Consider the following 23,022-nt stretch of genomic DNA (forward strand, 5'->3'; position numbering starts at 1 on the left):
AGCAGAGCACTATCATGGCCGTGATCCGTTCCGAACGTCCTCTCGACTGGTCTCAGGTGGCGGCAGTCGCCGCCGGCGAGCCGCTCGAGCTTTGCGGCGATGCCCGCGCGCGCATGATGGCGGCGCGTGTTCTCGTCGAGCAGATCGTCGCGCGCGGGATTCGCGCGTATGGCGTGAATACCGGCGTGGGCGCGCTGTGCGACGTGATCGTGTCGCCGGCCGAGCAGCGCACGCTCTCGCGCAACATTCTGATGAGCCACGCGGTCGGCGTCGGCGCGCCGCTCGGGTCCGCCGAGACGCGCGCGATCATGGCCGCGGCCGTCAACAACTTCGCGCACGGGCATTCGGGGATTCGCCTCGAAGTCGCGGAGCAACTGGTGGCCTTGCTCAACGCCGATTGCTTGCCCGAGGTGCCCGCCTTCGGCTCGGTGGGCTATCTGAGTCACATGGCGCATATCGCACTGGTCTGTATCGGTGAGGGACATGTCCGTTATCGCGGCGAGCGGCTCAAGGGGCGCGACGCTTTGCAAATGCTCGGGCTCGAGCCGCTCGTGCTCGAAGCGAAGGAAGGGCTGAGCCTGATCAACGGCACGCCGTGCGTCACCGGCCTCGCGGCGCTGGCGATGGCGCGCGCCGCACGTCTGCTCGACTGGACCGACATGGTCGCCGCGATGAGCTTCGAGAATCTGCGCGGGCAGCTCGCGGCCTTCGACGAAGACTCGCTCGCGCTGCGCATTTCCGCCGGCCTCAATCTGGTCGGCGAACGGATGCGCATCACGCTCGCCGACAGCGGCATTCTCGCAACGGTGGCCGGTCAACGTACGCAAGACCCGCTGAGCATGCGGACCATCCCACACGTGCACGGCGCCGCGCGCGACGTGCTGACCGCAACCGCCGACGTGGTCAATCGCGAACTCGCATCGATCACCGACAACCCGATCGTCGCCGGCACGCCGGACGCGCCGCGTGTCTATTCGCAGGCGCATGCGGTGGGCGCGTCGATCGCGCTGGCCATGGACAGCCTCGCCACCGCGATCGCCCAGGTCGCCGCGATGGCCGAGCGGCGCCTCGACCGTCTCGTCAATCCGCTCGTCAGCGGCTTGCCGGCGTTTCTCGCGGAGCCGGGCGGCACCTGTTCGGGCTTCATGATCGCGCAGTACACGGCGGCCTCGCTGGTTGCGCAAAACCGACGCCTCGCGATGCCCGCGAGCCTCGACGGCGGCATCACGTCGGGCCTGCAGGAGGATCACCTGTGCCACGCCACGCCCGCCGCGCTCAAGGCACTGGAAATCATCGACAACGCCGGGCGCATCGTCGCGATCGAATTGCTGGCGGCGGCGCAAGCCTACGATCTGCAAAGTATCGACGCGCCGCGCGCGCCGCATACCGAAGCGCTGCGGCAACGCGTGCGGTGCGTCGTGCCGACCTATCGCGACGACCGCCCGCTCGCCGACGACATGAGCGTCGCGTTCCGGATGATCGCCGACGAGGCGCCGCCGCCGTTGCCGAACCCTGGTAGCATTGGGCCTCGGCCGGCCACCTCCGTCGACGGTGCGCAGCAGTTCGCGCGCGTGCCGGTGACGAATCTGGCGGCCGCGGGCAACGTCCGTGCAGCCGCGAGCGCCGCGGTCAATGACGGGCACGCCGCCGCCCACATGGCATGATGGACAACAATGCCGGTGAGCGGGCTGACCCGCCGGCGAACCGGCTTCGGTGCACAACCCTGTACCACCGCGTACTACCCACGAGGTCGGAGTGAACACAACGACAAACGCGCAAACCGCACCGAACGCACCCGCCGCGCCGGGCGCCCAGACGCAGAACCACGGCGAGCGCCACCGCGAGATGCCGGTCAGGGCGATGCCAGCCTATGAGCAGATCAAGCGCTACGTGATCAAACGCATCAGCGAAGGCGACTGGAAGCCAAACGGGCTGATCCCATCCGAAATGGAGCTGGTCAAGGAGTTCGGCGTTGCGCGCATGACGGTGTCGCGCGCGCTGCGCGAGCTGACCGCCGAGCGCGTGCTCACGCGCGTGCAAGGCTCCGGCACGTTCGTCGCGCCGCAGCGTTATGAATCGACGGTGCTGGAAATCCGCAATATCGCCGACGAAATCGCCGCGCGCGGCCATCGTCACGCGGCGCGCGTGCTCACGCTCGAACCAAGCGACGATCCGCAGGCGCTCGAAGCGCTCGGACTCGCGAGCGGCCCGGCGTTTCACTCGTGCATCGTGCACAGCGAGGAAGGCGAGCCGATCCAGTACGAGGACCGCTACGTCAATCCGCAAGTATTCCCCGAGTATTTGCAGCAGGACTTCACGGTCGAAACGCCGAATCACTACATGGTCCGGCTCGCGCCGATCCAGCGCGCGGAGTTTCGCATCTACGCGCAGAAGCCCGACGCCCATGTGCGCCGGCATCTGGCGATGGATATCGGCGAGCCGTGCTTGCAGCTCTGGCGTCGCACGTGGGTCGGCGACGACGTGGCGACGTCGGTGCGCTTATGGCATCCGGCGTCGCGCTTTCATCTGGCGGGGAACGTCTAGCGCGGTTTCATAACAAGGCATCACGGCGGCAGCGCGAGGGGCGTCAGCCCTGGCGCTGCGACATGTCCGGCGAAAAGCGGCAACCCAGCCGATAACGCGAGCCCGGATGCACGAAGCGCGCGAACGTCACCGCCACGCCGCTTGTCCACGTGCGGCGCATCAGCGTGAGGCAGGGCTCTTCCACGCGAATTTCCAGCAGCTCGGCTTCGGCGCGCGTCGGCAGCGCCGCGTCGACGACATGCTCGACGTCGTGCGCGGGCACGATTTCGAGCAGATACTCCGACGGCCTGAGCGCCGAGAAATCCTGTTGCAGAAAGTCCGGCGCGATTGCCGGATTCACATAGCGGTCTTCCAACTGCACGGGCAGGCCGTTCTCCCGATGCACACAGGTCACGTGAAACACCGAGGCGCCAGGCGCGAGTCCCAATGCGTTCGACACGCTCACCGACGCCGTCTCGCGTTGCGACAGCACCGTATCGCAGCGGTATTCGTGTCCACGCGAGCGAATCTCGTCGCCGATATGCGCGATCATCAACAGCGTGGATTGCGGCTTGCTTTGCGCGACGAAGGTGCCGACGCCCGAGACACGCGTGACGAGCCCCGCGTCGGCCAGTTCGCGCAGCGCGCGATTGACCGTCATACGCGACACGCCGAGCGTGGCGACGAGATCCAGTTCCGATGGCAAACGGTCGCCCGCCTGGCGCGCGCCCGATTCGATGATCTGGCGGATGTGGTGCTTGACCTGTTCGTAGCGCGCGGCTGGTATCTCGTCGGCGGCGCGCGCGGTTTTCAGCGCCGCCGCGGCAAGCGGTTTGTCGTGAGCCTTGCTGCGAACCGTGGAGGTCATCGGCGGCGCTCGCTAGCGGTTGTGTGAGGCGGGCGTGGGCACGGGTGGAAGGCGGCGCGGGTTCATAGCGGCGGCGCGTCGTCGGCTTCGCGCGTCCAGAACGCGTTGCGATCGAAGTAGTTTTGCAGAAATTGCCGCAGACGCGGCTGCCCGGCATCGTGGAACACGTCACGCGGTTTGCCTTGCACGGCGATGCGGCCCTGGTCGATGAACATGACCTTGTCCGCGACTTGTGCGGCAAACCCCATTTCGTGCGTGACGACCGCCATCGTCATGCCGTCGCGCGCGAGCTGTTTCATCACTTGCAGCACTTCGCCGACCAGCTCCGGATCGAGCGCCGAGGTCGGCTCGTCGAACAGCATGATGTGCGGCTCCATCGCGAGCGCTCGCGCTATCGCCACCCGTTGCTGCTGGCCGCCCGAGAGCTTCGCCGGATACGCGTCGCCCTTGTGCGCGAGGCCCACCGTGTCGAGCATCGCGCTGGCGCGGCGGCGCGCTTCGTCGCGTGACAGATGCCGCACGCGCAGCAAGGCCTCCATCACATTGCCGAGCGCGCTCATGTGCGGCCACAGATTGAACTGCTGAAACACCATGCCGACGTTGCGCCGCACGCGATTGATTTCGCCCTGCGATGCGCGCACCCGCTTGCCGTTGCGCTCGCTATAGCCGAGCAGTTCGCCTTCGATGCGCACGTCGCCCTGATCGTAAGTTTCGAGTGCGGCGAGGCAGCGCAACAGCGTGCTCTTGCCGGAGCCCGACGGGCCGATGATGCACACCACTTCGGAGCGCGCGATCTGCAGATCGACGCCGCGCAGCACCTCGACGTCGCCGAAGCGTTTGCGCAGATCGCGCACTTCGATCAGCGGTGCGCCGGGCACCGTGGCAACACCGGCGGCGGACGCGGAGGAGGGCATGTCGGCGATGGCGTTCATAAGGGCTCCGGTTTCATGCGATGAAGCGTGCGATGCGGGTTTCGGCCCACATGCCCGCGCGCGAGGTCAGCTCGACCAGCGCGAGGTAGCACACGCACAGCACCAGCAGCGTTTCGACGAAAGCAAAGGTAGCCGAGCCGATGCCGGTCAGCACGAAGGTCAACTCGGGCACGGTGACGATGGACAGCACCGCGGTCTCCTTGCTCAGCACGATGATCAGATTGGTCAGCGCCGGCACGATCAGCACCAGCATTTGCGGCACCTGGATGCGCAGCACGGCTTGCCAGCGCGTGAGGCCGAGACAGGACGCCGCTTCGAGATGTCCCGGCGGCACGGACTGGAAGCCGGAGCGGAATGCTTCGGCAAAATACGCGCTGCCGTAGAAGCCGAGGCCCAGCACCCCGGCTGTCATCGGTTCGAGCGTGAGGCCGATTGACGGGCCGCCGTAGTACAGCAGAAACAGTTGCACGAGAAACGGCGTGCCGCGAAACAGTTCGATATAGATGCGCAGGGCGCCGCGCACCCAGCGTCCGCAGAACAGTTGCAGCACGGCGATCACAAACCCGATGACAAGGCCGATCGTGACGCCCGCGGCCCAGGTGCCGAGCGTCGTCGCGAGACCCGCCGCGATCGGCTGCAGGTTGTGCGTGATGACGGTGGGGTCGAGCGTTTGCATGGCGTGGGTGGCGTAGGGGCGAAATCAGGCGTGCTGCAAACGATATTCGGCGGTATGCGCGACGAGCGCGAGCGCACCGCAGATCACAAAGTAGATCAGCCCCGCCGCGAGATACGCTTCCAGTGGCCGGTACGTGCTGGCGGCGATGTTCTGCGCGGTGCGCGTCAACTCGGCCACGCCGACCACCGAGATCAACGACGAAGCCTTGATCAGCAGCACCATTTCATTGACGAGCGACGGCAGCGTGAGACGGAATGCCTGCGGCACGAGGATGCGCCGCAGCATGTCGAACGGCGAGAGCCCGAGCATGCGTGCGGCTTCGAGATGACCTGGTGGAATGCTGAGAAAACCGCCGCGCAAAATCTCGGCGATATATGACGCGGAACATAGCGACACCGCGCTGATCGCCGCGACGACCGGCGATACGTTGATGCCCGCGAACGGCAGCAAATAGTACACGAGCAGCAACTGCACGAGCATCGGCACGCCGCGAAAGAAGAACACGTAAGCGCCGCCGACCATGCGCGCCGCGCGCTTCGGCGAGAGCCGAGCCGCGCACACGCCGATCGCGACGAAGAAGCCGATCACGAGCCCCGTCAGCGAAATGCCGATGGTGGCGAGCGCCGCGTGCAGCAGCAACGGCAAGCCCTGAACGAAGACGGTCGTGCTGAACATAGGCGGAGCACTCGCTGGAACGATGGAGGGCGATGCGACGCGTCGCGGCGCACCGTGTGCGTCAAACGCCGCGTGAGGTGATCAATAGTTCGGAACGGGCATCGTGGTCGGCGCGTCCATCGCGACGCCGAACCATTTCTTCTGCAAGGCCGCGAGGCGCCCGTCGTTGTGCATCTTCACGAGCGCGGCGTTGAACGCGTCGGCGAGCGGCTTGCTGTCCGCGTCCTTGCGCAACGCGTAAGCGAAGTACACCTTCGCGCCGAACGGCGGCTGCACGACGGCGAACGTCTCCGGGCGCTGCTTGGCCACGTACGCGATATTGGTCATCGAGTTCGCGACCGCCGCGATGCGGCCGGCGGCGAGATCGGCGTAAGCCTGATTGTTGTCGACGTATTCGCGGATTTCAGGCGGCTTCGGCAAGGTGGCCGCGTAGGCCTTCAATTGATCGAGCTGCGCCGAACCGTTGCCCGCGCCGACAGTCTTGCCCGCGATATCCGCCGATTGCTTGAGCGATGAATCGTTCGCGCGTTTGAGCAGCGCGTCGGTGGCGTCCGCGACCGGCAGCGTGTACGTGTAGCGTTCCATGCGCGCCTTCGTGACCGTCAACGGGCCGCCTACCATGTCGAATTTGCCCGCTTCGAGACCCGGCAGCACGCTCGGCCAGGGCAGGTCGATGAAGCGGACCTTCACGCCCATTTCCTTGCCGACCTCGGCGAACAGGTCCTTGTTGAAACCCGCTTGCTGACCGTTTTCGAGGAAGTCGAACGGCGCGAACTGCATCTCGGTGCCGACCACCAGTTCGCCGGCTTTCTTCACTTTGGCGAGCTGGTCTTCCGCGTGGGCGGCGACGCTTGCCGCGCACAACGCGACCATGACCAGACGACACTTCCAGCCTGCAAGGATACTCATGGGATTCTCCGGTTGGCAAAGCGGTGTCGCGCGAAAGCGGTGCGTTCGTCGGGATTCGGCGCGAGTCATGCGAGGCAGTATATACCGCGTTTTTCGCGCAAAATAAATAAACGTTCGGCTAGAGAAAAGCCCTGATATGAAGGGCTGAAATGCAGCTTGCGGGTACGCTTTTGGCGGTATATACAACGGCAATGCAGTGGGCGCGCGAATGCTTTGGCGGGCTTCCCGCGCGGCGCTTCGTGCGCGTGTTTCGTCAGTCGATTCAACCGGCCTTCAGGGAGCAACGCGATGCCCGTCACCCGCATTCCGATCATCGATTTCGCCGGCGTGCGCGCGGGCGACTCGCAGGCCTTGCAGCGAGTCGCGGCGCAAATCCGTGAAGCGTGTACGACGATCGGCTTCTTCTACATCGTCAATCACGGCGTGCCGCAAGCGTCGATCGACGCCGCCGCCGCCGCGGCGTGCCGGTTCTTCGCGTTTTCACCGGAGACCAAGCGGCGCGCGGCCGTCAATCATCGGCATCGCGGCTTCAACGCGCTCGGCGATGCCACCATGTATCAGGCGAAGCGGCCCGACTACAAGGAGTTCTTCAGCATCGGCCTGGAATTGCCCGAAGACGATCCCGACGTGCTCGCGGGCCAGGCGCTGCGCGGGCCGAACAACTGGCCGGACTTCATGCCGGAGCTACGTCCCGCACTGTATGGCTACTATGAAGCGGTAGCGGCGTGCGGCGCCGATCTGCTGCGCGCAGTGGCGGTGAGCCTTGGCGTCGACGAAAATTTCTTCGCGCCGCGTTATACGAAACGGATGCAGCGCACGCAGATGGTCTACTATCCGCCGCAGCCTCCTCAGTCGGACGAAGATCAGTTCGGGGTCGCGCCGCATACCGACTATGGCTGCATCACGTTGCTATGGCAGGATCAGGTGGGTGGCCTGCAGGTGCGCGAGATCGCCAACGACACATGGGTGGAGGCGCCGCCGGTTGAAGGCAGCTTCGTCGTGAACGTCGGCGATCTGCTTGCGCGCTGGACCAACGACCGCTTTCGCTCCACACTGCATCGCGTGATCAATGCATCGGGGCGCGAGCGCTATTCGATCGCGACGTTCTATGATCCGACCTACGGCGCGACAGTCGATCCGCGCGAGCTTGGCGCGAGCGACGCCGAACTCAAGTATCAGCCGGTCGCCGCAGGCGACTATATCCTCGGGCGCATCAACGATTCGATGGGCTATCGGAAGAAACACGCTGTTCAAGGAACGCAAGGAACCCCTGCATGACAGATCATGGCAGCACGCTTGGCACAACGCATGAAGACACTCACGGCGCCGCGCCGCTCGCGCAGACTCTCGACGCACTGCGCACCGCATTGGGCGACGACTCGGTGCGCGTCGGCGAACAGATCGGCGAACGCGCGCTGACCGACTGGACGCGTCACGACCCGACGCGTCCCGCTGCGCTGCTATTGCCGCGCACCACCGACGAGGTCTCGCGCGCGCTCGCCATCTGTCACGCGGCGCACCAGCCAGTGGTACCGCAAGGCGGCATGACCGGCCTCGCGGGCGGCGCGATTGCGCGCGCCACGGATATCGCGCTGTCGCTCGAACGTTTGAGCGGCATTGAAGAGATCGACACCGCATCGGCCACGCTGACCGTGCGCGCCGGCACCACGTTGCAGGCCGCGCAGGAAGCCGCCGCCGACGCCGGCTTCGAACTCGCACTCGATCTCGGCGCACGCGGCTCATGCCAGATCGGCGGCAATCTCGCGACCAACGCGGGCGGCAATCGCGTGATCCAGTCGGGCACCGCGCGCGATCAGGTGCTCGGTCTCGAAGTCGTGCTGGCCAATGGCGACGTGCTGACGTCGCTCGGCAAGATGGTCAAGAACAACACGGGCTACGACCTGAAGCACTGGTTCATCGGCTCGGAAGGCACGCTCGGCGTGATGACGCGCGCGGTGTTGCGGCTGCATCCACAGCGCGCGGCGCGTCATACGGCGCTCGTCGCACTCGACCATTACGACGCCGCCGTGAATCTGCTGCGCCGTTTGTCGACTCGCTTCGGCAACGACATCGGCGCGTTCGAGATCATGTGGCCGGACTTCTACGACTTCGGCGTGAAGCTGACCGGCGCCCGTTCTCCATTCGCCGACGCGCATCCGCTCTACGCGCTGATCGAACACGCGAGCTTCGATGCGAGCGACGACGGTGAACGCTTCTCTGCCGCATTGACCGAAGCGCTCGATGCGGGCGCGATCCGCGATGCGGTGATCGCGCAATCGGTGGCCGACGCGCGCGCGCTGTGGGCGATTCGCGAATGCACCGCGGAGTTTCCGGTGCGCCTCGACGCGATCAACTTCGACGTGAGCTTGCCGATCGGCGAGATTGGCGCGTTCGTCGAGCGTTGCCGCGCGGCGCTCGAGCGACGCTGGCCAGGCAACGCGTCGTATTTCTTCGGGCATATCGGCGATTCGAACCTGCATGTGACCGTCGACGGCCATTCGATTGCTGGTGTCGATCATCATGCGGTTTACGCGTTCGTCTATGAGATGCTCGGGCCGTTGCATGGCTCGGTGTCGGCGGAACACGGCATCGGTTTGCTCAAGCGCGAATTTCTGCCGATCTCGCGGTCGCCGGCGGAGTTGGCGGCGATGGCCGCGATCAAGCGGGCGCTGGACCCGCATGGCATTCTCAATCCGGGGAAGCTGTTCTGAGCGCGGGGGCGTTGTTGACGAGAGGTACAGGAGAGCGCACGGCGCGTTCCGGGCACGCCCGAGGCTGCCCGACACGCGCCGCGTGAATCGTCAATGCGTGTCAATGCGTGGCGACCGCGCTGCCTAGCAGCCCGGCGGTCAACATGGACAGTAAGAAGATTTTCATCGGAACAGGCTGGGTTGATGCGGCGAACGGCGCTTCGCCCGAACGCCGTCAATGCGCGTCGAGATACCGCGCAATCACCGGATAAACATCCACCGACGCGTTCTTGCCGAAGATACAGTCGATGTGCCCATAACCCGGAATCAGGTGGCGCTCGTAGGGCTGCTCGGGGAAGTGCTTCACGAGCATGTCGAAAGTCAGTTCAGTGCTTTGCGGCAGATAGGTTTCGTTTCTGTCGCCGTGGATGAAGCCGATCGGCAGGCGCATGCCCGCGAGCCCCTTCATGCCGCCGGTTCCCGTGAGGTAGACATCGTTGCCGTCGACATCGACGACTTTGCCCGCGCGCACCATCGTCGCCAGATGTTTGAAGACCTCGACGTCATGCACGCCGAGCAATTCCTGCAGATTCGCATGCAGTGTCTCGTTGAGTTTTTCATGCTCGTAGAGCAGGCCGTACAGGAAGGTCGCGCGATGGCAGATCGGGTTGCCGCAGCCCTCGTCGTGATCGATCGGGTAAAGCCGTAGCGCTTCGTCGAGCAGGTTCTCGGGCCATGTGTCGTCCCGCGTGTACGCGGTGAGATCGCGCACCTTCAGATACTGCATGATGGCGGGGATATGCAGGCCGGCCTTGATCTTCTGCAACGTGCCCGGCACCGGATGCGTCGACACCTGCGAGATAACGGCCGAGCGCACCCCTTCGAGTCCAGACAGCAACGACATGCTCAACGCGAGGCCGCCGAGGCAATGGCCGACCGCCTGTATCTGCTGCGCGCCGGTCAGTTCGCGGATCTTCGCGACCGCGGCGGGGATATCCTCACGAGCCACCTTGTCGACGTTGGTCGGCGCGAGCACGCTCGGCATCTCGATGCTGAGGCGCAGATCGACGAGCCACACGTCGTAGCCGGCCGCGCAAAGGTACTCGACCATGTTGGTCGCGATCAGATCGGTCGAATAGATGCGGCTCGACACGCCCGAGCCGTGAATCAGCAGCACCGGTCGCGCTGTTTTGCGCGCAGGGTCGACGTAGCGCGTGAGCCGCAGCGTCGTGCCGTCGGGTGTATCGAAGAAGAAGATTTGCGGCGCCGGCGCGCGCAGCGCCCGCTTCAGGCGCGGCGTCGTCTTCGCGTCGAAGTATTGCAACGGTGCGGCCACACCGCCGTATTCGGTGAACAGCACGCCCGCGAAGAACTTACCGAACTTCAGCGTCCATTCGAGACGGGTCTCCAGATCGGGCGTATGGGTCACTTCGAGCGTGCGTTGCTGCTTGAGGAAGTTCTCGGGCGTGATGATCAGCGCGGCTTTGCCGATCACTGGCGCATCGGCTTGTGGCGCGTCGCGAAGCTCCGCATAGAGGGTGTTGGTCTGCTCCCACAGATTGACTGGCGACGTGCGCGTGATGATCTTCTGGCCGGTGAGGTAGTACGTTTTTCCGTCGACGGCATTGAGCGTCATGCGGTAGTTCATGTCGAGCTCGTCCACGTCCGAACTATCGACGACGAACAGGTTGAACGTGCCGTTCGTGATCGTCATCGGTTGTGCTGAGAGCGCGGCGCAGGTCAGCGTGCCGGCGGTGCGGGCGAGATGCTGCGGATTGCCAAGCATATCGGCGAGGTCGTCCGATTCGACCGTCAGCGTGAACTCGATCGGACTCGTGGCGGCGCCGCCTGTGAGGCCGGGGCCGACCGGCGTGTACGTGCCGACCATCGTTTCCGTGAAGCGCAGGCCGATTTTTTCGGCGGGTGGCGTCGCGGCGCTGCCCCTGGACTGATAGTCGATCGACCAGCCGTGCGCGGCCGCGAGCAGTGCGCAATTGCGTTCGGCTAGCGCGGAAATGGTCAGCAGCGGATTGACGCCAAGCGACATCGGCATCACTGCGCCGTCCATCACGTACAGGCCATCATGCACCGCGTCGCCCGCCGCGCCGCTGAACACGCGGCCCATGTGATCGACCACCCCGCGTTCGGCATCCTCGCCCATGCCGCAGCCGCCGAGCGGATGCACGGTAACGGTCCGCTTGCCGACGATCTCGGTGGAGATCGGATTGCGCAGGTACTTGCCGCTGAGCGGCACGGTTGCCTGTTTCAGCGCGGCTTCGATCGTTTGAAAGATCGGCTGGCGGCCCGCGTTCTCCCACGCGATGCGCGCGCGGCCTCTGTCATCGATGCGGATCTGGCCGCTTTCGTCGTCGTGCGCCATCACCAGATAGCTTTGCGTGTGGTGGAGCGCGCCGTGATACGGCCCGCGCAGCAGGCTCTCGATCACGCGCGCGTCGTAGGCAAGCCGCTCATGCAGCGAGCGCGGTCCGCCCACGTCCACGCCTTCGAGCGGCGCAGCCGCGCCGAGCATGCCGACGAGCGCCGCGCCGACCGGCCCGGCGAGCGAGCCTTCCTCGATCACGTAGCCGTCTTTCACGTTCGCGGTGTTGCGATTGTCGATCAGGCCTGTGATGGTCGGCCCCACCGGCGCAATCTCGCCTTCTTCGTGCGAATCCCAGCCGACGCCATTGATCGGATCGTCGGTGTTGTAGGCGAAGGCGAGCACGTCACCGTTGCCGGTGAAGTGCCAGCCGAGCATGTCCGAGCCGCTCAAGCCTTCCTTGCGCGAGCGCAGCAGCAGCGCCGTCGAACCGATCGTGCCGGCTGCCACGATGACGATGTCGGCGCTCACGAACAGATCGGGCGCGTCGTAGCTTTCGCGTCCGAGCGCCACGAGCTGGAAGCCGACCTTCCATCGCTGCGAGCCGGCCGCGCGCGTCACCGCATGCACCGCGGCACCCGTGAAGATCTGCGCGCCGTGCGCGGCCGCATCGGGCAGATAGTTCATGTGCGTCGAGTTCTTCGCTTCGTAGTTGCAACCCGAATTGCAATCGCCGCAGCCCACGCAAGCTTTCTGATCGACGCCCGCGGCATTCGCCCCTGTTGTGAAGGTGACGGTGATCGGCGGGCGGCTGAAGCGGTCAGCCATGCCGAGTGCCTGCGCCGATTTCTCGAGCGCCTGCAATTTAGGCAGCGTGGGAAATGTGGCGGGCACCGCCGACGGTTGCAGCATTGCGCGGGCCAATGCATAGCCGTGATCGCGGCCCGTCTTGTCGGCGCGCAGCGCGGCAGGCCAGCGCGGATCGTCCCACAGGCGCGGGTCGGCTTCGAGCGCGACGTTCGCGTTGATCAGCGAGGTGCCGCCCAGACCGCAGCCCACCACCGCGTTCACGTCTTCGTTGACGTGCACTTCGAGCAGCGCGAGTGGCGAGCCGATTTGCGCGGCGGCGGTGTTGTACTGGATCTGCGCGGCGCCCTGAAACGGCGTGCGCGGAAATTCACCGGCCATGAATTCGCGCCCGCGTTCGAGCACGCACACGCTGCGGCCGGCGCGCGCCATGCGGCTCGCGGCAATCGCGCCGCCGTAGCCGGAGCCCACCACGACCACGTCGTAATGATCTTTCAGCGCCGTCGGCGCGCTCGATAAGCGGTTCATCAGGACCACCTCGTCTGGAATCGAATGCCGGGAAGGGGACGCCGGACTTCGGAAGGAAGACGGTGCGCGGCTGCGGCTTTTTTATCGTAGATGGTGCCGGGTGACAAAAAAAGCGTGGCGTGCGCAATGCGCGATGTTAAGGGCGCGTCGCGTGCTGCCAACGCCGCCCATTTCGTCTCTTTTAGGCGGCCACTTTATTCATTTCGCTGTCGCTCGATTCGGCGGCGAGCAGGTTCAGTGCGAGCAGAATGACCGCGCGATTGTCGATGTCGATGGCGATCCCCAGCACGTCGGTGAGCCAGCGGCCGATCTTGGTATTGGAAAAATCCTCCGCGCCAGCCGTCTTTTTCATCGTGACGCCGAGTTTGACGGCGCGATAGTGATAGGAGGGCACCCGATGCTGAGCCGCGACCGCCGACAGGCCGCCTTTGCCTTCCGAGCACCAGCCGAGGCTGCCAGCCAGCACGATGCGCTCGGGCTCGTCGAGACCATCGATGAACTCGCGCGCGGCGAGCCGCACGCGCTGTTCGTCGAGGCCGTATTGCAGCAGCACGCTTTCCACCGGGTCTTCGAGCGCATGGGCGCGCAGATCGATTTCCTGCGCCATGCCTTCGCTTTCCATCGACACGTTGCGTTGATGGCCCGCGCTGCGCAGACAGTCGATCAGATAGCGGCGGAAATACGCGCACACGGCGTAGCCGTTCGACGGCGCGCTGTCGGCGCAGGCATGGGTCTCGGTGTGGCCCGGCGCGAGCCGCAGTACTTTCGCGTAGATGAACTGCGCAACGAGTTCTTCCTTGTCCTCGCCGAGCGCCTGCAATTCCAGCGGGTGATAGGTGCGCAGCGCCCGCTTGACCAGCTCGACCATCGACACCATTTCGTCCGCGGACAGGCGGGTGCGCCGGCGCCATAGATCCGGCAGGATCGCATCGTCGAGATTGCGGACGAACTCGTAGCTCGGAACTGCGCCCATGAAAACCTCCGTCAGGGATAAGGCGAGGAGCGCGGTGAGCCTTGGCTGCGGGCCGGCGGGTAAAGGGTGGAGCGTAGAAGCCGCGCTGGAACGTGAGTCCAGTATGGTTCGCGGCAACCGCTTCGCCTATATGGATTAAGTGGTAGCTGATGGGTAAACTGCCGGGTAAACCTTCTGACGAGAAACGCGCCATTCGTCTGATGAGAGGGCGCTCCGCAGCAGCGGAAAATCGCCCCGCGCAACCGCCGTACGGCGTTGCATGACCCTGCCGTGCCCGCAGCGCGCCTGCGGCGCGCCACGCCCGGGCTGTACCGCTGCGGCTACCCACGGCGCAGGGCTTGCGCGCCCCTTCACCGAAGTTGCCGTGCCCGACAAGGAGACCGCGCAATGCGGGCCGACCCGATCCAGCGTGCCATCGACGAAGACCTGGTGCGCGTGCTGTATGCGCAAGACCCGATCGCCTTCTTTTCGCATTGGTTTTCGATCGCGGTGCTGGTGGCGATCTATTGGCCGAGAATTCCGTCGCCGCCGCTGTTCGTCGCGTGTTTCAGTTTTTATGCGGCGGCCAATTGCGGCGGCCTCGCGCTGTGGATTCTCAATCAACGTTATCCGCAGTTTTTCTCGCCACGCGACTGGATCTATCTGCACGCATTGCGCGGCGTGTTGCTGTACAGCGCGCCCGGCCTCGCGGTGTGGTTCGCGTTCCAGGTCCCGCAGAGCGATTTGCCGCTGCTGCACACCGTCCTGCTCGTGACGCTGGCGGCCGGCGTGTTCATGTCGAACGGATTCGACCTGCTGAACTTCTCGACCGCGATTCCGTTCCTGCTGTTTCCGTCGATCGTGCTGCACTTCGGCTCGCATACGTTCGACCGCACGATACTCGCGATCGTCCTCGCGTTTTTTTTCTGCGCGATCAACGTCTACGCGATGAGCTATCGCAAGCTGTTTCGCCAGGTCGTGCAGGCGCGGGTCGATCAGCAGTATCTGGCGGAATCGCTGGCGGCGCAGAAACACGTCGCCGAAGAAGCGAGCCTGGCGAAGACGCGCTTTTTCGCGGCCGCGAGCCACGATCTGCGCCAGCCGCTGCACGCAATCGGCCTGCTGGCGGCGTCGCTCGACGACAGCACCGCCACGCCCGCGCAGCACGCGAAAACCGCTGAGCACATCGTCTACAACGTCGAGGCCTTGAATCAGCTCTTCAATCAAGTGCTCGATCTCGCGCGGCTCGAAAGCGGCGTGACCCAGGTGATCCGCCTGCACTTCCGGCTCTCCGAACTGTTCGAGCGGGTGGGTAGCCAGTACCGCCCGCAGGCTGCGGCGAAAGGGCTCGCGCTGCGCATCGCGCCGACCACGATGGTCGTCCACGACGACCCGGTGCTGCTCGAGCGCGTGCTGAGCAATCTGCTGTCGAACGCGGTGCGTTATACCGAGGAAGGCGCGATCTGGCTCGGCTTTCGCCGCGCAGGGCGGCACACGGGCGGCTATATCGAAGTGCGCGATTCGGGTATCGGCATTCCGGCCGACGAGCACGAGCGCATATTCGAAGAGTTCTATCAGGTCGCCAATCCACAGCGCGACGCGCGCCAGGGCCACGGTCTTGGCCTACCGACGGTGAAGCGACTGGTCGGGATGCTCGGCGGCGAGTTGCAACTGCGTTCGGCGCCCGGACGCGGGTCCGTGTTCCGCTTTCCGGTGCAGGCGGGCGACGCCGGCGGCATCGTCGCGAGCCTGAACCAAGCGGTGGCGGGTGGTCCGTCGGCGCAAGGGCGGCGTGTGCTGTGTATCGACGATGAACCGTCGATCCTCGAAGGCCTCGCGAGCTTGCTGGGGCGCTGGGGTTGCGACGTGCTCGGCGCGCGCGACGAGGCCGAGGCGCTCGCGGCACTCACCAGCGGCTTCGTGCCGGACGCGGTGTTGTGCGATTACCAGCTCGCGCATCACCGCACCGGCGCGCAGGCGCTGACGGCGGTGCGCGGTGTGCTCGCGCGCGCGGGGCACGAGAACGTGGTGACCCTGCTGATTACCGGCGACATGGCCTCGGCGGAATTGGCGGCGCTCGCGTTGCAGGGCATTCCGGTGCTGCATAAGCCGGTGACGCCCGCGCGTTTGCGGCGCACGCTGGAAATGCTGTGGCAGCAGGCGGAGCTCGATCGGGGGCGGGCGCTGGCGACGCCTGCGTCGCGCGAGGGCGGGGCGGGTGGCGAGGCGGACGTGGCGCGTGACGCCGCAGGGGATGCGGCGGGTTCATCGCGCGGCGCGGCCGGCGGCTCGCAGACGCGCTCCGGGAGCGAACCGCAGAAGTAGGGACGGCAGGGTGGGCGAGCCCGGGCCTACAAAGTCTTCCCCGCCTCCAGCCAGCCGTTGATCACCGCAATCGCGGTCGACCGGTTGTGCACGCCGAGCGCCCGGAAAATCACCGACAGATGCACCTTGACCGTCCCCTCGGCGACTCCCAGGTCGCGAGCGATCATCTTGTTGGTCCAGCCGCGATGCACGAGCCGCATGATGTCCTGCTGACGTGGCGACAAGTTTTCCAGCAGATGCTGCTGATGCGGCTGCAACGCCGGCACCTGGGTGATCGGCTCGGTCAGCGTGGCGCCGCCCTGACCGGCCGCCGCTTGTGCAGCGGATTGCGCAGCCGAACCGGCGCCCGCCACCGCCCCCTGCGCATCACGCGAGCCGAGCAGACTGAGCGCTTCCATCGGCACGTAAGCGCCACCCGACAGCACGAGTTCGATCGCCTTGAGCATCACGCTCGCGGGCTGCCGCTTCGGCACGAAGCCGAGCGCGCCGGCAGCCAGCACCGCGCGCATTTCGTCCGGCGATTCCTCGGCGGACAGCACGACCACCGGTAGCGCCGGGTTTGCCTTCAACAGCACCTCAAGCGACGACGCGCCGGTCATGCCCGGCATGTGCAGATCGACGATCGCCAGATCGTGATCGGCGTCGGGCCGCGCGGCGGTGGCGAGGGTTTCCCAGCTATCGGCTTCATCGAACTGGGCGTCCGGATCGAAACCGCGCAGCATGCCCTTGACGCCTTGCCGGATCAGTTCATGGTCGTCGGCCACAAGAAACTTCATGATGTCTCCGCGAGTCGGGCCTGCCCGTTGTGGACTACCACCGTTGTGGGGTCTCGTTTTACTTCTGTCCTCGTGAACCGCATCATGGCCGGCTACCCCGCGTTTCCTGCGCCGATCGGTGGCGCGGCGCGCCTTCCGGCTGGCCGCGCTGGAGGCGCGCTATGGGTACTCGCCGGCTGGTTCGATGCGTCACGTGATGTGTAAGGCAGGTCTCCCGCGCATAGGTTCCGGCTTGCTACGTAGACGAGCCGCGTGAGCCTTTTTTTGAATCTCTCCGCGCAAGATCGAACAGGTTATGCGCGGAGGATGAAAGTGCGTGCCGGCCGCGTCTATTTGACAGCAAATAACGTCGCATTCATCAGCAGTTTGAAGGCGAAACCGAGCGACATCGCCGAGGCCACGCCGAAGCACCACAGCGCGATGAACCACAACCAGCCGGGCAGTTTGCGCCGCCGCGGCGGGGAGCCGGCCGGCGTGCCGTTCGAGCCGTTGTGGTTAGTGATAGTGATGTTGGTCGTCATGGCGCACCTTGCCTCGGAATACCCAGTAACCCATCGTCGTATAGGCGATGATGATCGGCAGAATCACCGCCGCGCCGACCAGCGTGAAGGTCTGGCTCGCGCGCGGCGCGGCCGCTTCCCACAGCGTCATGCTCGACGGAATCGCATACGGCCACAGGCTCACCAGCAGCCCCGCGTAGCCGAGCAGCACGAGCAGCAGCGCGAGCATAAACGGAGTGTTGTGATGTCGCGCACGCACCGCGCGATGCATCAGGAACGCGCAGACCGCGACGAGGAACGGCACCGGCAACAGGCGGTAGAAAAGGTTGTCGTGGAACCAGCGCTGCGCGATCGTCGGGTCCTGCAGCGGCGTCCACAGGCTGACCATCGCGATGAAGCCGAGCAGCATCAGCGTGAGCGGCCATACCACGCGATGCAGCCGTCGTTGCAGATCGCCTTCGGTCTTCGCCACCAGCCAGCAGCAGCCGAGCAATGCATACGTGACGACGAGCCCGAGGCCCGTGAGCAGGCTGAACGGCGTGAGCCAGCCGAACGCGTCGCCGGCATAGCCGCCGTCGATCACCGGAATGCCTTGCAGGAACGCGCCCAGCACGATGCCCTGGAAGAACGTCGCGCCCGCCGAGCCGCCGATAAACGCGAGGTCCCACAGGTGCTTCGTGCGATTGGCCTTGGCGCGAATCTCGAACGACACGCCGCGAAAGATCAGACACACCAGCATGAAGATCAGCGGCAGATACAGTGCGGACAGCACGGTCGAATACACCACCGGAAACACCGCGAACAGCGCGGCGCCGCCGAGCACGAGCCAGGTCTCGTTGCCGTCCCACACCGGCGCGACGGTGTTCATCATCAGGTTGCGTTCCTTCTCGTCGGGGAAGAACGGGAACACGATGCCGATACCCAGATCGAAGCCGTCCAGCACGACGTACATGAAAAGGCCCAGCGCGATGATCGCGGCCCACACGACGGTTACATCCATTTTCTTTCTCGCAAGTGGTTGGGGTGAGGGTGGAGGCTACGCGGCGTCGATCATCTGGTCGGCGGCGGACAGCGGGCGGCGCGCGGTGTGATTCGGCGCGTGGCGCGGCACGCCGTGCGGCGTGTGTCCCGGCAATGCCGGGCCCGAGCGCATCAGCTTGAGCATGTAGTAGATGCCAGTGCCGAACACGAGGAAGTAGACGACCACGAAGGCCATCAACGAGATGCCCACCTGCTGCGCGGTCAGCGGCGACACGGCCTGCGAGGTGCGCATCACGCCGTACACGACCCACGGCTGGCGGCCCGCTTCGGTGGTGACCCAGCCGGCCAGCAGCGTGATGAACCCGGTCGGACCCATCGCGACGGCAAAGCGCTGGAACCACTTCGATTCGAACAGACGTCCGCGGCGGCGCAGCACCCAGGCGGCGAACGACATCACGATCATCAGAACGCCAAGGCCGGCCATGATGCGAAAGCTCCAGAACACCACCGTCGAGTTCGGACGATCCTGCGGCGGGAATTCCTTGAGGCCGCGAATCTCGCCGTCCCAGCTATGCGTGAGGATCAGGCTGCCCAGGTGCGGAATCGACACCGCGTAGCGTGTGGTCTCCGCCTTCATATCGGGAATGCCGAACAGGTTCAGCGCGGTGCCGCCAATTTCGGTGTCCCACAGACCTTCGATCGCGGCGATCTTCGCCGGCTGATATTCGCGCGTGTTCAGACCGTGCTGATCGCCGACGAATGCCTGGATCGGCGTGAGAATCAACAGCAGCCACAGCGCCATCGAGAACATCTTCTTCACGGCCGGATCGCGCCGTCCGCGCAGCAGATGCCATGCGCCCACGGCCGCCACCACCAGCCCCGCGACGATAAACGCCGCGAGCGCCATATGCGCGAGCCGGTACGGGAACGACGGATTGAAGATGATCTTGAACCAGTCGAGCGGCACGACGTGCCCGTTCACGACTTCGAAACCTTGCGGCGTTTGCATCCAGCTATTGGAAGCGAGAATCCAGAAGGTCGAGATCAGCGTGCCGATGGCGACCATCAGCGTGGCGCCGAAGTGCGCGCGCGGACTCACGCGCTGCCAGCCGAACAGCATGATGCCGAGGAAGCCCGCTTCGAGAAAGAACGCGGTCATCACCTCGTACATCAGCAACGGCCCGGTGACGGGGCCCGCGAAACTGGAGAAGCCCGACCAGTTGGTGCCGAACTGATAGCTCATCACGACGCCGGAGACGACGCCCATGCCGAAGGCCACTGCGAAGATCTTCGACCAGAACAGGCAAAGATCTTTGTAGTACGCCTTGCCGGTCTTCAGCCAGCGCCATTCGAGGACGGCGATGAAACTGGCGAGGCCGATGCTGAGCGCCGGAAACACGATGTGAAAAGAGACGGTGAACGCGAATTGAATGCGGGCGAGATCGAATGCCGATATTGCGGAGTTCATGAGCGTGTTGTGCGTGATGGCCGCGGGAGCGGACTACGCGCGTCGACCGGTGTCGGTGCGCACTGCGGCTGGCAGATGGCGCAAGAGTAGGAGATCGGGCACAATTTTGCTGCGCCGCGACGTGCGTCAAAAAACCGCCTTGTTTTAGGCTGATTTTGTGTTTTCTGACGGCAAGCCGTTGATGGATATCAAGTTTTCCTGATTGTCTTCGAGCGCGAATTCTGCGCGTGCGCACCGCAACTGCGTCAATAGACCGCGCCGCAGCAATGCACCCCCCCGCCTTTGCGCGTGGGTCTCGGCCCTGGTGTTTGCCCGCGACCCGCTTGACTTCGATATTTCCTGAGCATAAAGTTTTATTCACACACAGGAATTAAAGGCCGCTACTCCCTGAGGCGGCCAACAGGAGACAAGCCTTGCTCAATCTCACGCCAGGTTCGCTCGCGGGCCTTCGCATCGTCGATCTGTCACGCGTGCTGGGCGGTCCGTATTGCACGCAGATCCTCGCCGACCACGGCGCGGACGTCATTAAGGTCGAGCCGCCCAACGGCGACGAAACCCGCACCTGGGGTCCGCCGTTCGACGGCGACACGGCGTCGTACTTCCTCGGCGTGAACCGCAACAAGCGGGGTGTGGCGCTCGATCTGACGCAGGAAAGTGAACGCGCGAAGCTGCTGCATCTGCTCGACACTGCCGACGTGCTGGTCGAAAACTTCAAGATCGGCACACTGGAGCGCTGGGGACTCGGCTACGACGCGTTGCAGGCGCGTTTTCCCCGGCTCGTGCATTGCCGCGTGTCGGGTTTCGGCGCGGACGGGCCGCTCGGCGCATTGCCAGGCTACGACGCGGCGGTGCAGGCCCTCACCGGGCTGATGAGCGTGAACGGCGAAGCGGGCGGCGCGCCGTTGCGCATCGGCGTGCCGATCGTCGACCTCGTCACGGGACTGAACGCGGCGCTCGGCATTCTGATGGCGCTGCGCGAACGTCAGACGAGCGGACGCGGCCAGTTCGTCGAATCGACGCTGTTCGATAGCGCCTTGTCGATCCTGCATCCGCATACGCCGAACTGGTTCTACTCGGGCAACGAGCCGCAACGCAGCGGCAACGCGCATCCGAACATCACGCCGTACGACATGTTCCACACCGGCAGCGTCGATATTTTTCTGGCGGTCGGCAACAACGCGCAGTTCGCGCAACTGTGCGCGGTGATCGACGCACCGTCTCTGCCCGCCGATGCGCGTTTCGCGAGCAACCGGGAGCGCAGCGCGCATCGCCGCGAATTGCGCGCGGAGCTGGAGGCGCGCTTTGCCGAATGGGAGGGCGAACTGCTCGCCGATACGCTGATCCGGCGCGGCGTGCCGTGCGCACCGGTGCTCGGCCTCGGCGCGGCGCTGGAGCATCCGCACACGGCGCATCGCGCGATGCGGGTCGAGTTGGGCTCCTACAAAGGCATTGCGTCGCCGATCAAGCTAAGCCGTACGCCTGCCACCTATCGCAGTGTGCCGCCCGCGCTGAACGAGCACGCCGGGCAGGTCTTCGGCACGCCGCCGGCGGACGGCTGACGCCGCCGTCGGTTTGAATCTGCCTGGGGCGGCTTGCGCTTCACCGGCTTTCCCTCTCGCTACAACACAGCGCGGCCCCATGCCGCGAAGGAGACAGCATGTGCATGAATCATGCAGGACGGCGCTCGCCGGCAACTTCCGCAGCACCCGCCGATGACGGAATCGGCCGCATACAAGGAGCCTTCCAATGCTCGCGCTGATCGGCACGGTCGCGATCGTCGCGCTGTTCGGGCTGATCATCACGAAGCGCCTGTCGCCGCTCGTCGCGTTGATCGTCGTGCCGATCGTGGCCGCGCTCGTGGCGGGCTTCGGGCTCACGACGGGCAAGTACATCGTGCACGGGGTGCAGAATATCGGCCCGGTGGCGGGCATGTTCGTATTTGCGATTCTATTCTTCGGCATCCTCACGGATGCGGGCATGCTCGATCCGATCATCAATGGCGTGCTGCGGGTGGTCGGCTGTCATCCGACACGCATCGTGATGGGCTCGGCCTTGCTCGCGCTGCTGATTCATCTCGACGGCTCCGGCGCGGTGACCTTCCTCGTGACGCTACCGGCGATGTTGCCGCTGTACACGCGTCTCGGCATCGACAAGCGGATTCTCGCTTGCGTCACCTCGATGGCTGCGGGCGTGAATTTTCTGCCGTGGGTGGGGCCGATGCTGCGCGCGTCGGCCGCGCTGCACATTCCCGGCACGGTGATCTTCTATCCGATGATTCCGGTGCAGATCGTCGGCCTGATCTTCGTGTTCGGCACGGCGTACATGCTCGGCAAGCGTGAAGAGAAGCGTCTCGGCCTCGATCGCGCGAGTGCCGCGTCGGTCGCGGTGACGCCGCGCGAGTTGAGCGCGGCGGAGCAGGCGTTGCGGCGCCCCGGCCGTTTCTGGATCAACATTCTCTTGACGCTGGTCGTGCTGGTCACGCTGGTGTGGGGCATCGTCGATCCGATCGTGATGTTCATGCTCGGCACGGTCGCGGCGCTGATCATCAACTATCCGGACGTCAGGCAGCAGCGCGAGCGCATCGACGCGCACGCGAAGGCCGCGCTGATGATGGCGAGCGTGCTGCTCGCGGCGGGCGCGTTCACCGGCATCATGTCGGGCACCGGCATGCTCACGGCGATGGCGCAGGTCATGGTGCAGCACGTGCCGGTCGAGCATGCGCGCCACATGCCGTTCGTGCTCGGGCTCGTGTCGATGCCGCTCAGCTTGTTGTTCGATCCCGACTCGTTTTATTTCGGCATCCTGCCGGTTCTCGCGGAAAGCGGCAAGCTGCTCGGCGTGCCGCCGATCCAGATGGCGCAAGCCGCCTTGCTCGGGCAGATGACGACCGGCTTTCCGGTCAGCCCGCTGACGCCCGCGACGTTTCTGATCGTCGGGCTGACCGGCGTCGAACTCGCCGAGCATCAGAAGTTCACGATTCCGTTTCTTTTCGCCGCCACCGTCATCATGGTTTTTACCGCGGTGCTGGTCAGCGTATTTCCGTTATGAGCGCGCAGCGTCGCGCGCCGTGTGCGCCGAGCATGCCGAGCGCG

The 23,022-nt window shown here is 65.2% G+C and carries 19 protein-coding genes; 8 read left to right on the plus strand and 11 right to left on the minus strand.

The annotated features are described in order from the left end of the window. The first annotated feature begins 14 nt into the window (after positions 1-14). Both hutH and hutC (B0G69_RS23800) read left to right on the plus strand, forming a co-directional pair. On the plus strand, positions 15-1,664 hold the full coding sequence (gene hutH / locus B0G69_RS23795; RefSeq protein WP_121321566.1) for a histidine ammonia-lyase: 1,650 nt from the start codon (positions 15-17) through the stop codon (positions 1,662-1,664). A 91-nt stretch (positions 1,665-1,755) separates the two neighbouring features. Continuing rightward, complete coding sequence (hutC, locus tag B0G69_RS23800) at positions 1,756-2,544, plus strand: histidine utilization repressor (RefSeq protein ID WP_121321568.1); 789 nt, start codon at positions 1,756-1,758, stop codon at positions 2,542-2,544. Between the two features lie 43 nt (positions 2,545-2,587). Here hutC (B0G69_RS23800) and hutC (B0G69_RS23805) read toward each other — a convergent pair whose 3' ends face one another. From hutC (B0G69_RS23805) to B0G69_RS23825, 5 genes are all read right to left on the minus strand, one after another. After that, positions 2,588-3,391 (minus strand): histidine utilization repressor, encoded by an 804-nt coding sequence (gene hutC, locus B0G69_RS23805; protein WP_121321570.1) that lies wholly within the window; start codon positions 3,389-3,391, stop codon positions 2,588-2,590. Positions 3,392-3,453: 62 nt separating this feature from the next. Then, positions 3,454-4,323 (minus strand): amino acid ABC transporter ATP-binding protein, encoded by an 870-nt coding sequence (locus B0G69_RS23810; protein ID WP_121321572.1) that lies wholly within the window; start codon positions 4,321-4,323, stop codon positions 3,454-3,456. Between the two features lie 13 nt (positions 4,324-4,336). Beyond that, positions 4,337-4,999 (minus strand): amino acid ABC transporter permease, encoded by a 663-nt coding sequence (locus tag B0G69_RS23815; RefSeq protein WP_121321574.1) that lies wholly within the window; start codon positions 4,997-4,999, stop codon positions 4,337-4,339. Positions 5,000-5,023: 24 nt separating this feature from the next. Then, the gene (locus tag B0G69_RS23820) at positions 5,024-5,674 is read right to left on the minus strand and encodes an amino acid ABC transporter permease (RefSeq protein ID WP_121321576.1); all 651 of its coding nucleotides are present in this window, start codon (positions 5,672-5,674) and stop codon (positions 5,024-5,026) included. 81 nt (positions 5,675-5,755) lie between these two features. Continuing rightward, a complete protein-coding gene (locus B0G69_RS23825; protein ID WP_121321578.1) occupies positions 5,756-6,583 on the minus strand; it encodes a transporter substrate-binding domain-containing protein in 828 nt (275 codons plus the stop codon). Between the two features lie 288 nt (positions 6,584-6,871). On the opposite strand from B0G69_RS23825, the gene B0G69_RS23830 reads away from it, so the two are divergent. Both B0G69_RS23830 and B0G69_RS23835 read left to right on the plus strand, forming a co-directional pair. After that, positions 6,872-7,861, plus strand: a complete 990-nt coding sequence (locus B0G69_RS23830; RefSeq protein WP_121321580.1) for a 2-oxoglutarate and iron-dependent oxygenase domain-containing protein — start codon at positions 6,872-6,874, stop codon at positions 7,859-7,861. Continuing rightward, positions 7,858-9,294, plus strand: coding sequence for an FAD-binding oxidoreductase (locus B0G69_RS23835; RefSeq protein WP_199731325.1), 1,437 nt, complete (start codon positions 7,858-7,860; stop codon positions 9,292-9,294). Before B0G69_RS23830 ends, B0G69_RS23835 begins: the two co-directional genes overlap by 4 nt. A 214-nt stretch (positions 9,295-9,508) precedes the next feature. Here B0G69_RS23835 and B0G69_RS23840 read toward each other — a convergent pair whose 3' ends face one another. Both B0G69_RS23840 and B0G69_RS23845 read right to left on the minus strand, forming a co-directional pair. Then, complete coding sequence (locus tag B0G69_RS23840; protein WP_121321582.1) at positions 9,509-12,928, minus strand: alpha/beta fold hydrolase; 3,420 nt, start codon at positions 12,926-12,928, stop codon at positions 9,509-9,511. A 181-nt stretch (positions 12,929-13,109) separates the two neighbouring features. Then, positions 13,110-13,901 carry a hypothetical protein gene (locus B0G69_RS23845; protein WP_121321584.1) on the minus strand — a complete coding sequence of 264 codons (792 nt, stop codon included), beginning with the start codon at positions 13,899-13,901 and terminating at the stop codon, positions 13,110-13,112. Between B0G69_RS23845 and B0G69_RS41090 the strand changes: the two genes are divergently transcribed. Together B0G69_RS41090 and B0G69_RS23850 are read left to right on the plus strand one after the other, a co-directional pair. Further along, the gene (locus tag B0G69_RS41090) at positions 13,900-14,040 is read left to right on the plus strand and encodes a hypothetical protein (protein WP_158608969.1); all 141 of its coding nucleotides are present in this window, start codon (positions 13,900-13,902) and stop codon (positions 14,038-14,040) included. The genes B0G69_RS23845 and B0G69_RS41090 overlap by 2 nt on opposite strands. Before the next feature lie 248 nt (positions 14,041-14,288). Next, the gene (locus B0G69_RS23850; protein WP_121321586.1) at positions 14,289-16,205 is read left to right on the plus strand and encodes a hybrid sensor histidine kinase/response regulator; all 1,917 of its coding nucleotides are present in this window, start codon (positions 14,289-14,291) and stop codon (positions 16,203-16,205) included. Positions 16,206-16,231: 26 nt separating this feature from the next. Here the strand turns inward: B0G69_RS23850 and B0G69_RS23855 are convergent, their stop codons facing one another. The 4 genes from B0G69_RS23855 to B0G69_RS23870 all read right to left on the minus strand — a co-directional run bounded on the left by B0G69_RS23855 (position 16,232) and on the right by B0G69_RS23870 (position 19,930). Continuing rightward, the gene (locus B0G69_RS23855; protein ID WP_121321588.1) at positions 16,232-16,981 is read right to left on the minus strand and encodes a response regulator transcription factor; all 750 of its coding nucleotides are present in this window, start codon (positions 16,979-16,981) and stop codon (positions 16,232-16,234) included. Between the two features lie 329 nt (positions 16,982-17,310). Continuing rightward, a complete protein-coding gene (locus tag B0G69_RS23860) occupies positions 17,311-17,502 on the minus strand; it encodes a hypothetical protein (protein ID WP_121321590.1) in 192 nt (63 codons plus the stop codon). Then, positions 17,477-18,481 (minus strand): cytochrome d ubiquinol oxidase subunit II, encoded by a 1,005-nt coding sequence (gene cydB / locus B0G69_RS23865; protein WP_121321592.1) that lies wholly within the window; start codon positions 18,479-18,481, stop codon positions 17,477-17,479. The genes B0G69_RS23860 and cydB overlap by 26 nt, the downstream gene beginning before the upstream one ends. Before the next feature lie 36 nt (positions 18,482-18,517). Then, the gene (locus B0G69_RS23870; protein WP_121321594.1) at positions 18,518-19,930 is read right to left on the minus strand and encodes a cytochrome ubiquinol oxidase subunit I; all 1,413 of its coding nucleotides are present in this window, start codon (positions 19,928-19,930) and stop codon (positions 18,518-18,520) included. 413 nt (positions 19,931-20,343) lie between these two features. On the opposite strand from B0G69_RS23870, the gene B0G69_RS23875 reads away from it, so the two are divergent. Further along, positions 20,344-21,489 carry a CoA transferase gene (locus tag B0G69_RS23875; RefSeq protein ID WP_121321596.1) on the plus strand — a complete coding sequence of 382 codons (1,146 nt, stop codon included), beginning with the start codon at positions 20,344-20,346 and terminating at the stop codon, positions 21,487-21,489. 187 nt (positions 21,490-21,676) lie between these two features. Further along, positions 21,677-22,978 (plus strand): citrate:proton symporter, encoded by a 1,302-nt coding sequence (locus B0G69_RS23880; protein WP_121321598.1) that lies wholly within the window; start codon positions 21,677-21,679, stop codon positions 22,976-22,978. The last annotated feature ends 44 nt before the right edge of the window (positions 22,979-23,022 follow it).

The sequence above is a fragment of the Paraburkholderia sp. RAU2J genome (assembly GCF_003634845.1).
Classification (GTDB): Bacteria; Pseudomonadota; Gammaproteobacteria; order Burkholderiales; family Burkholderiaceae; genus Paraburkholderia; species Paraburkholderia fynbosensis.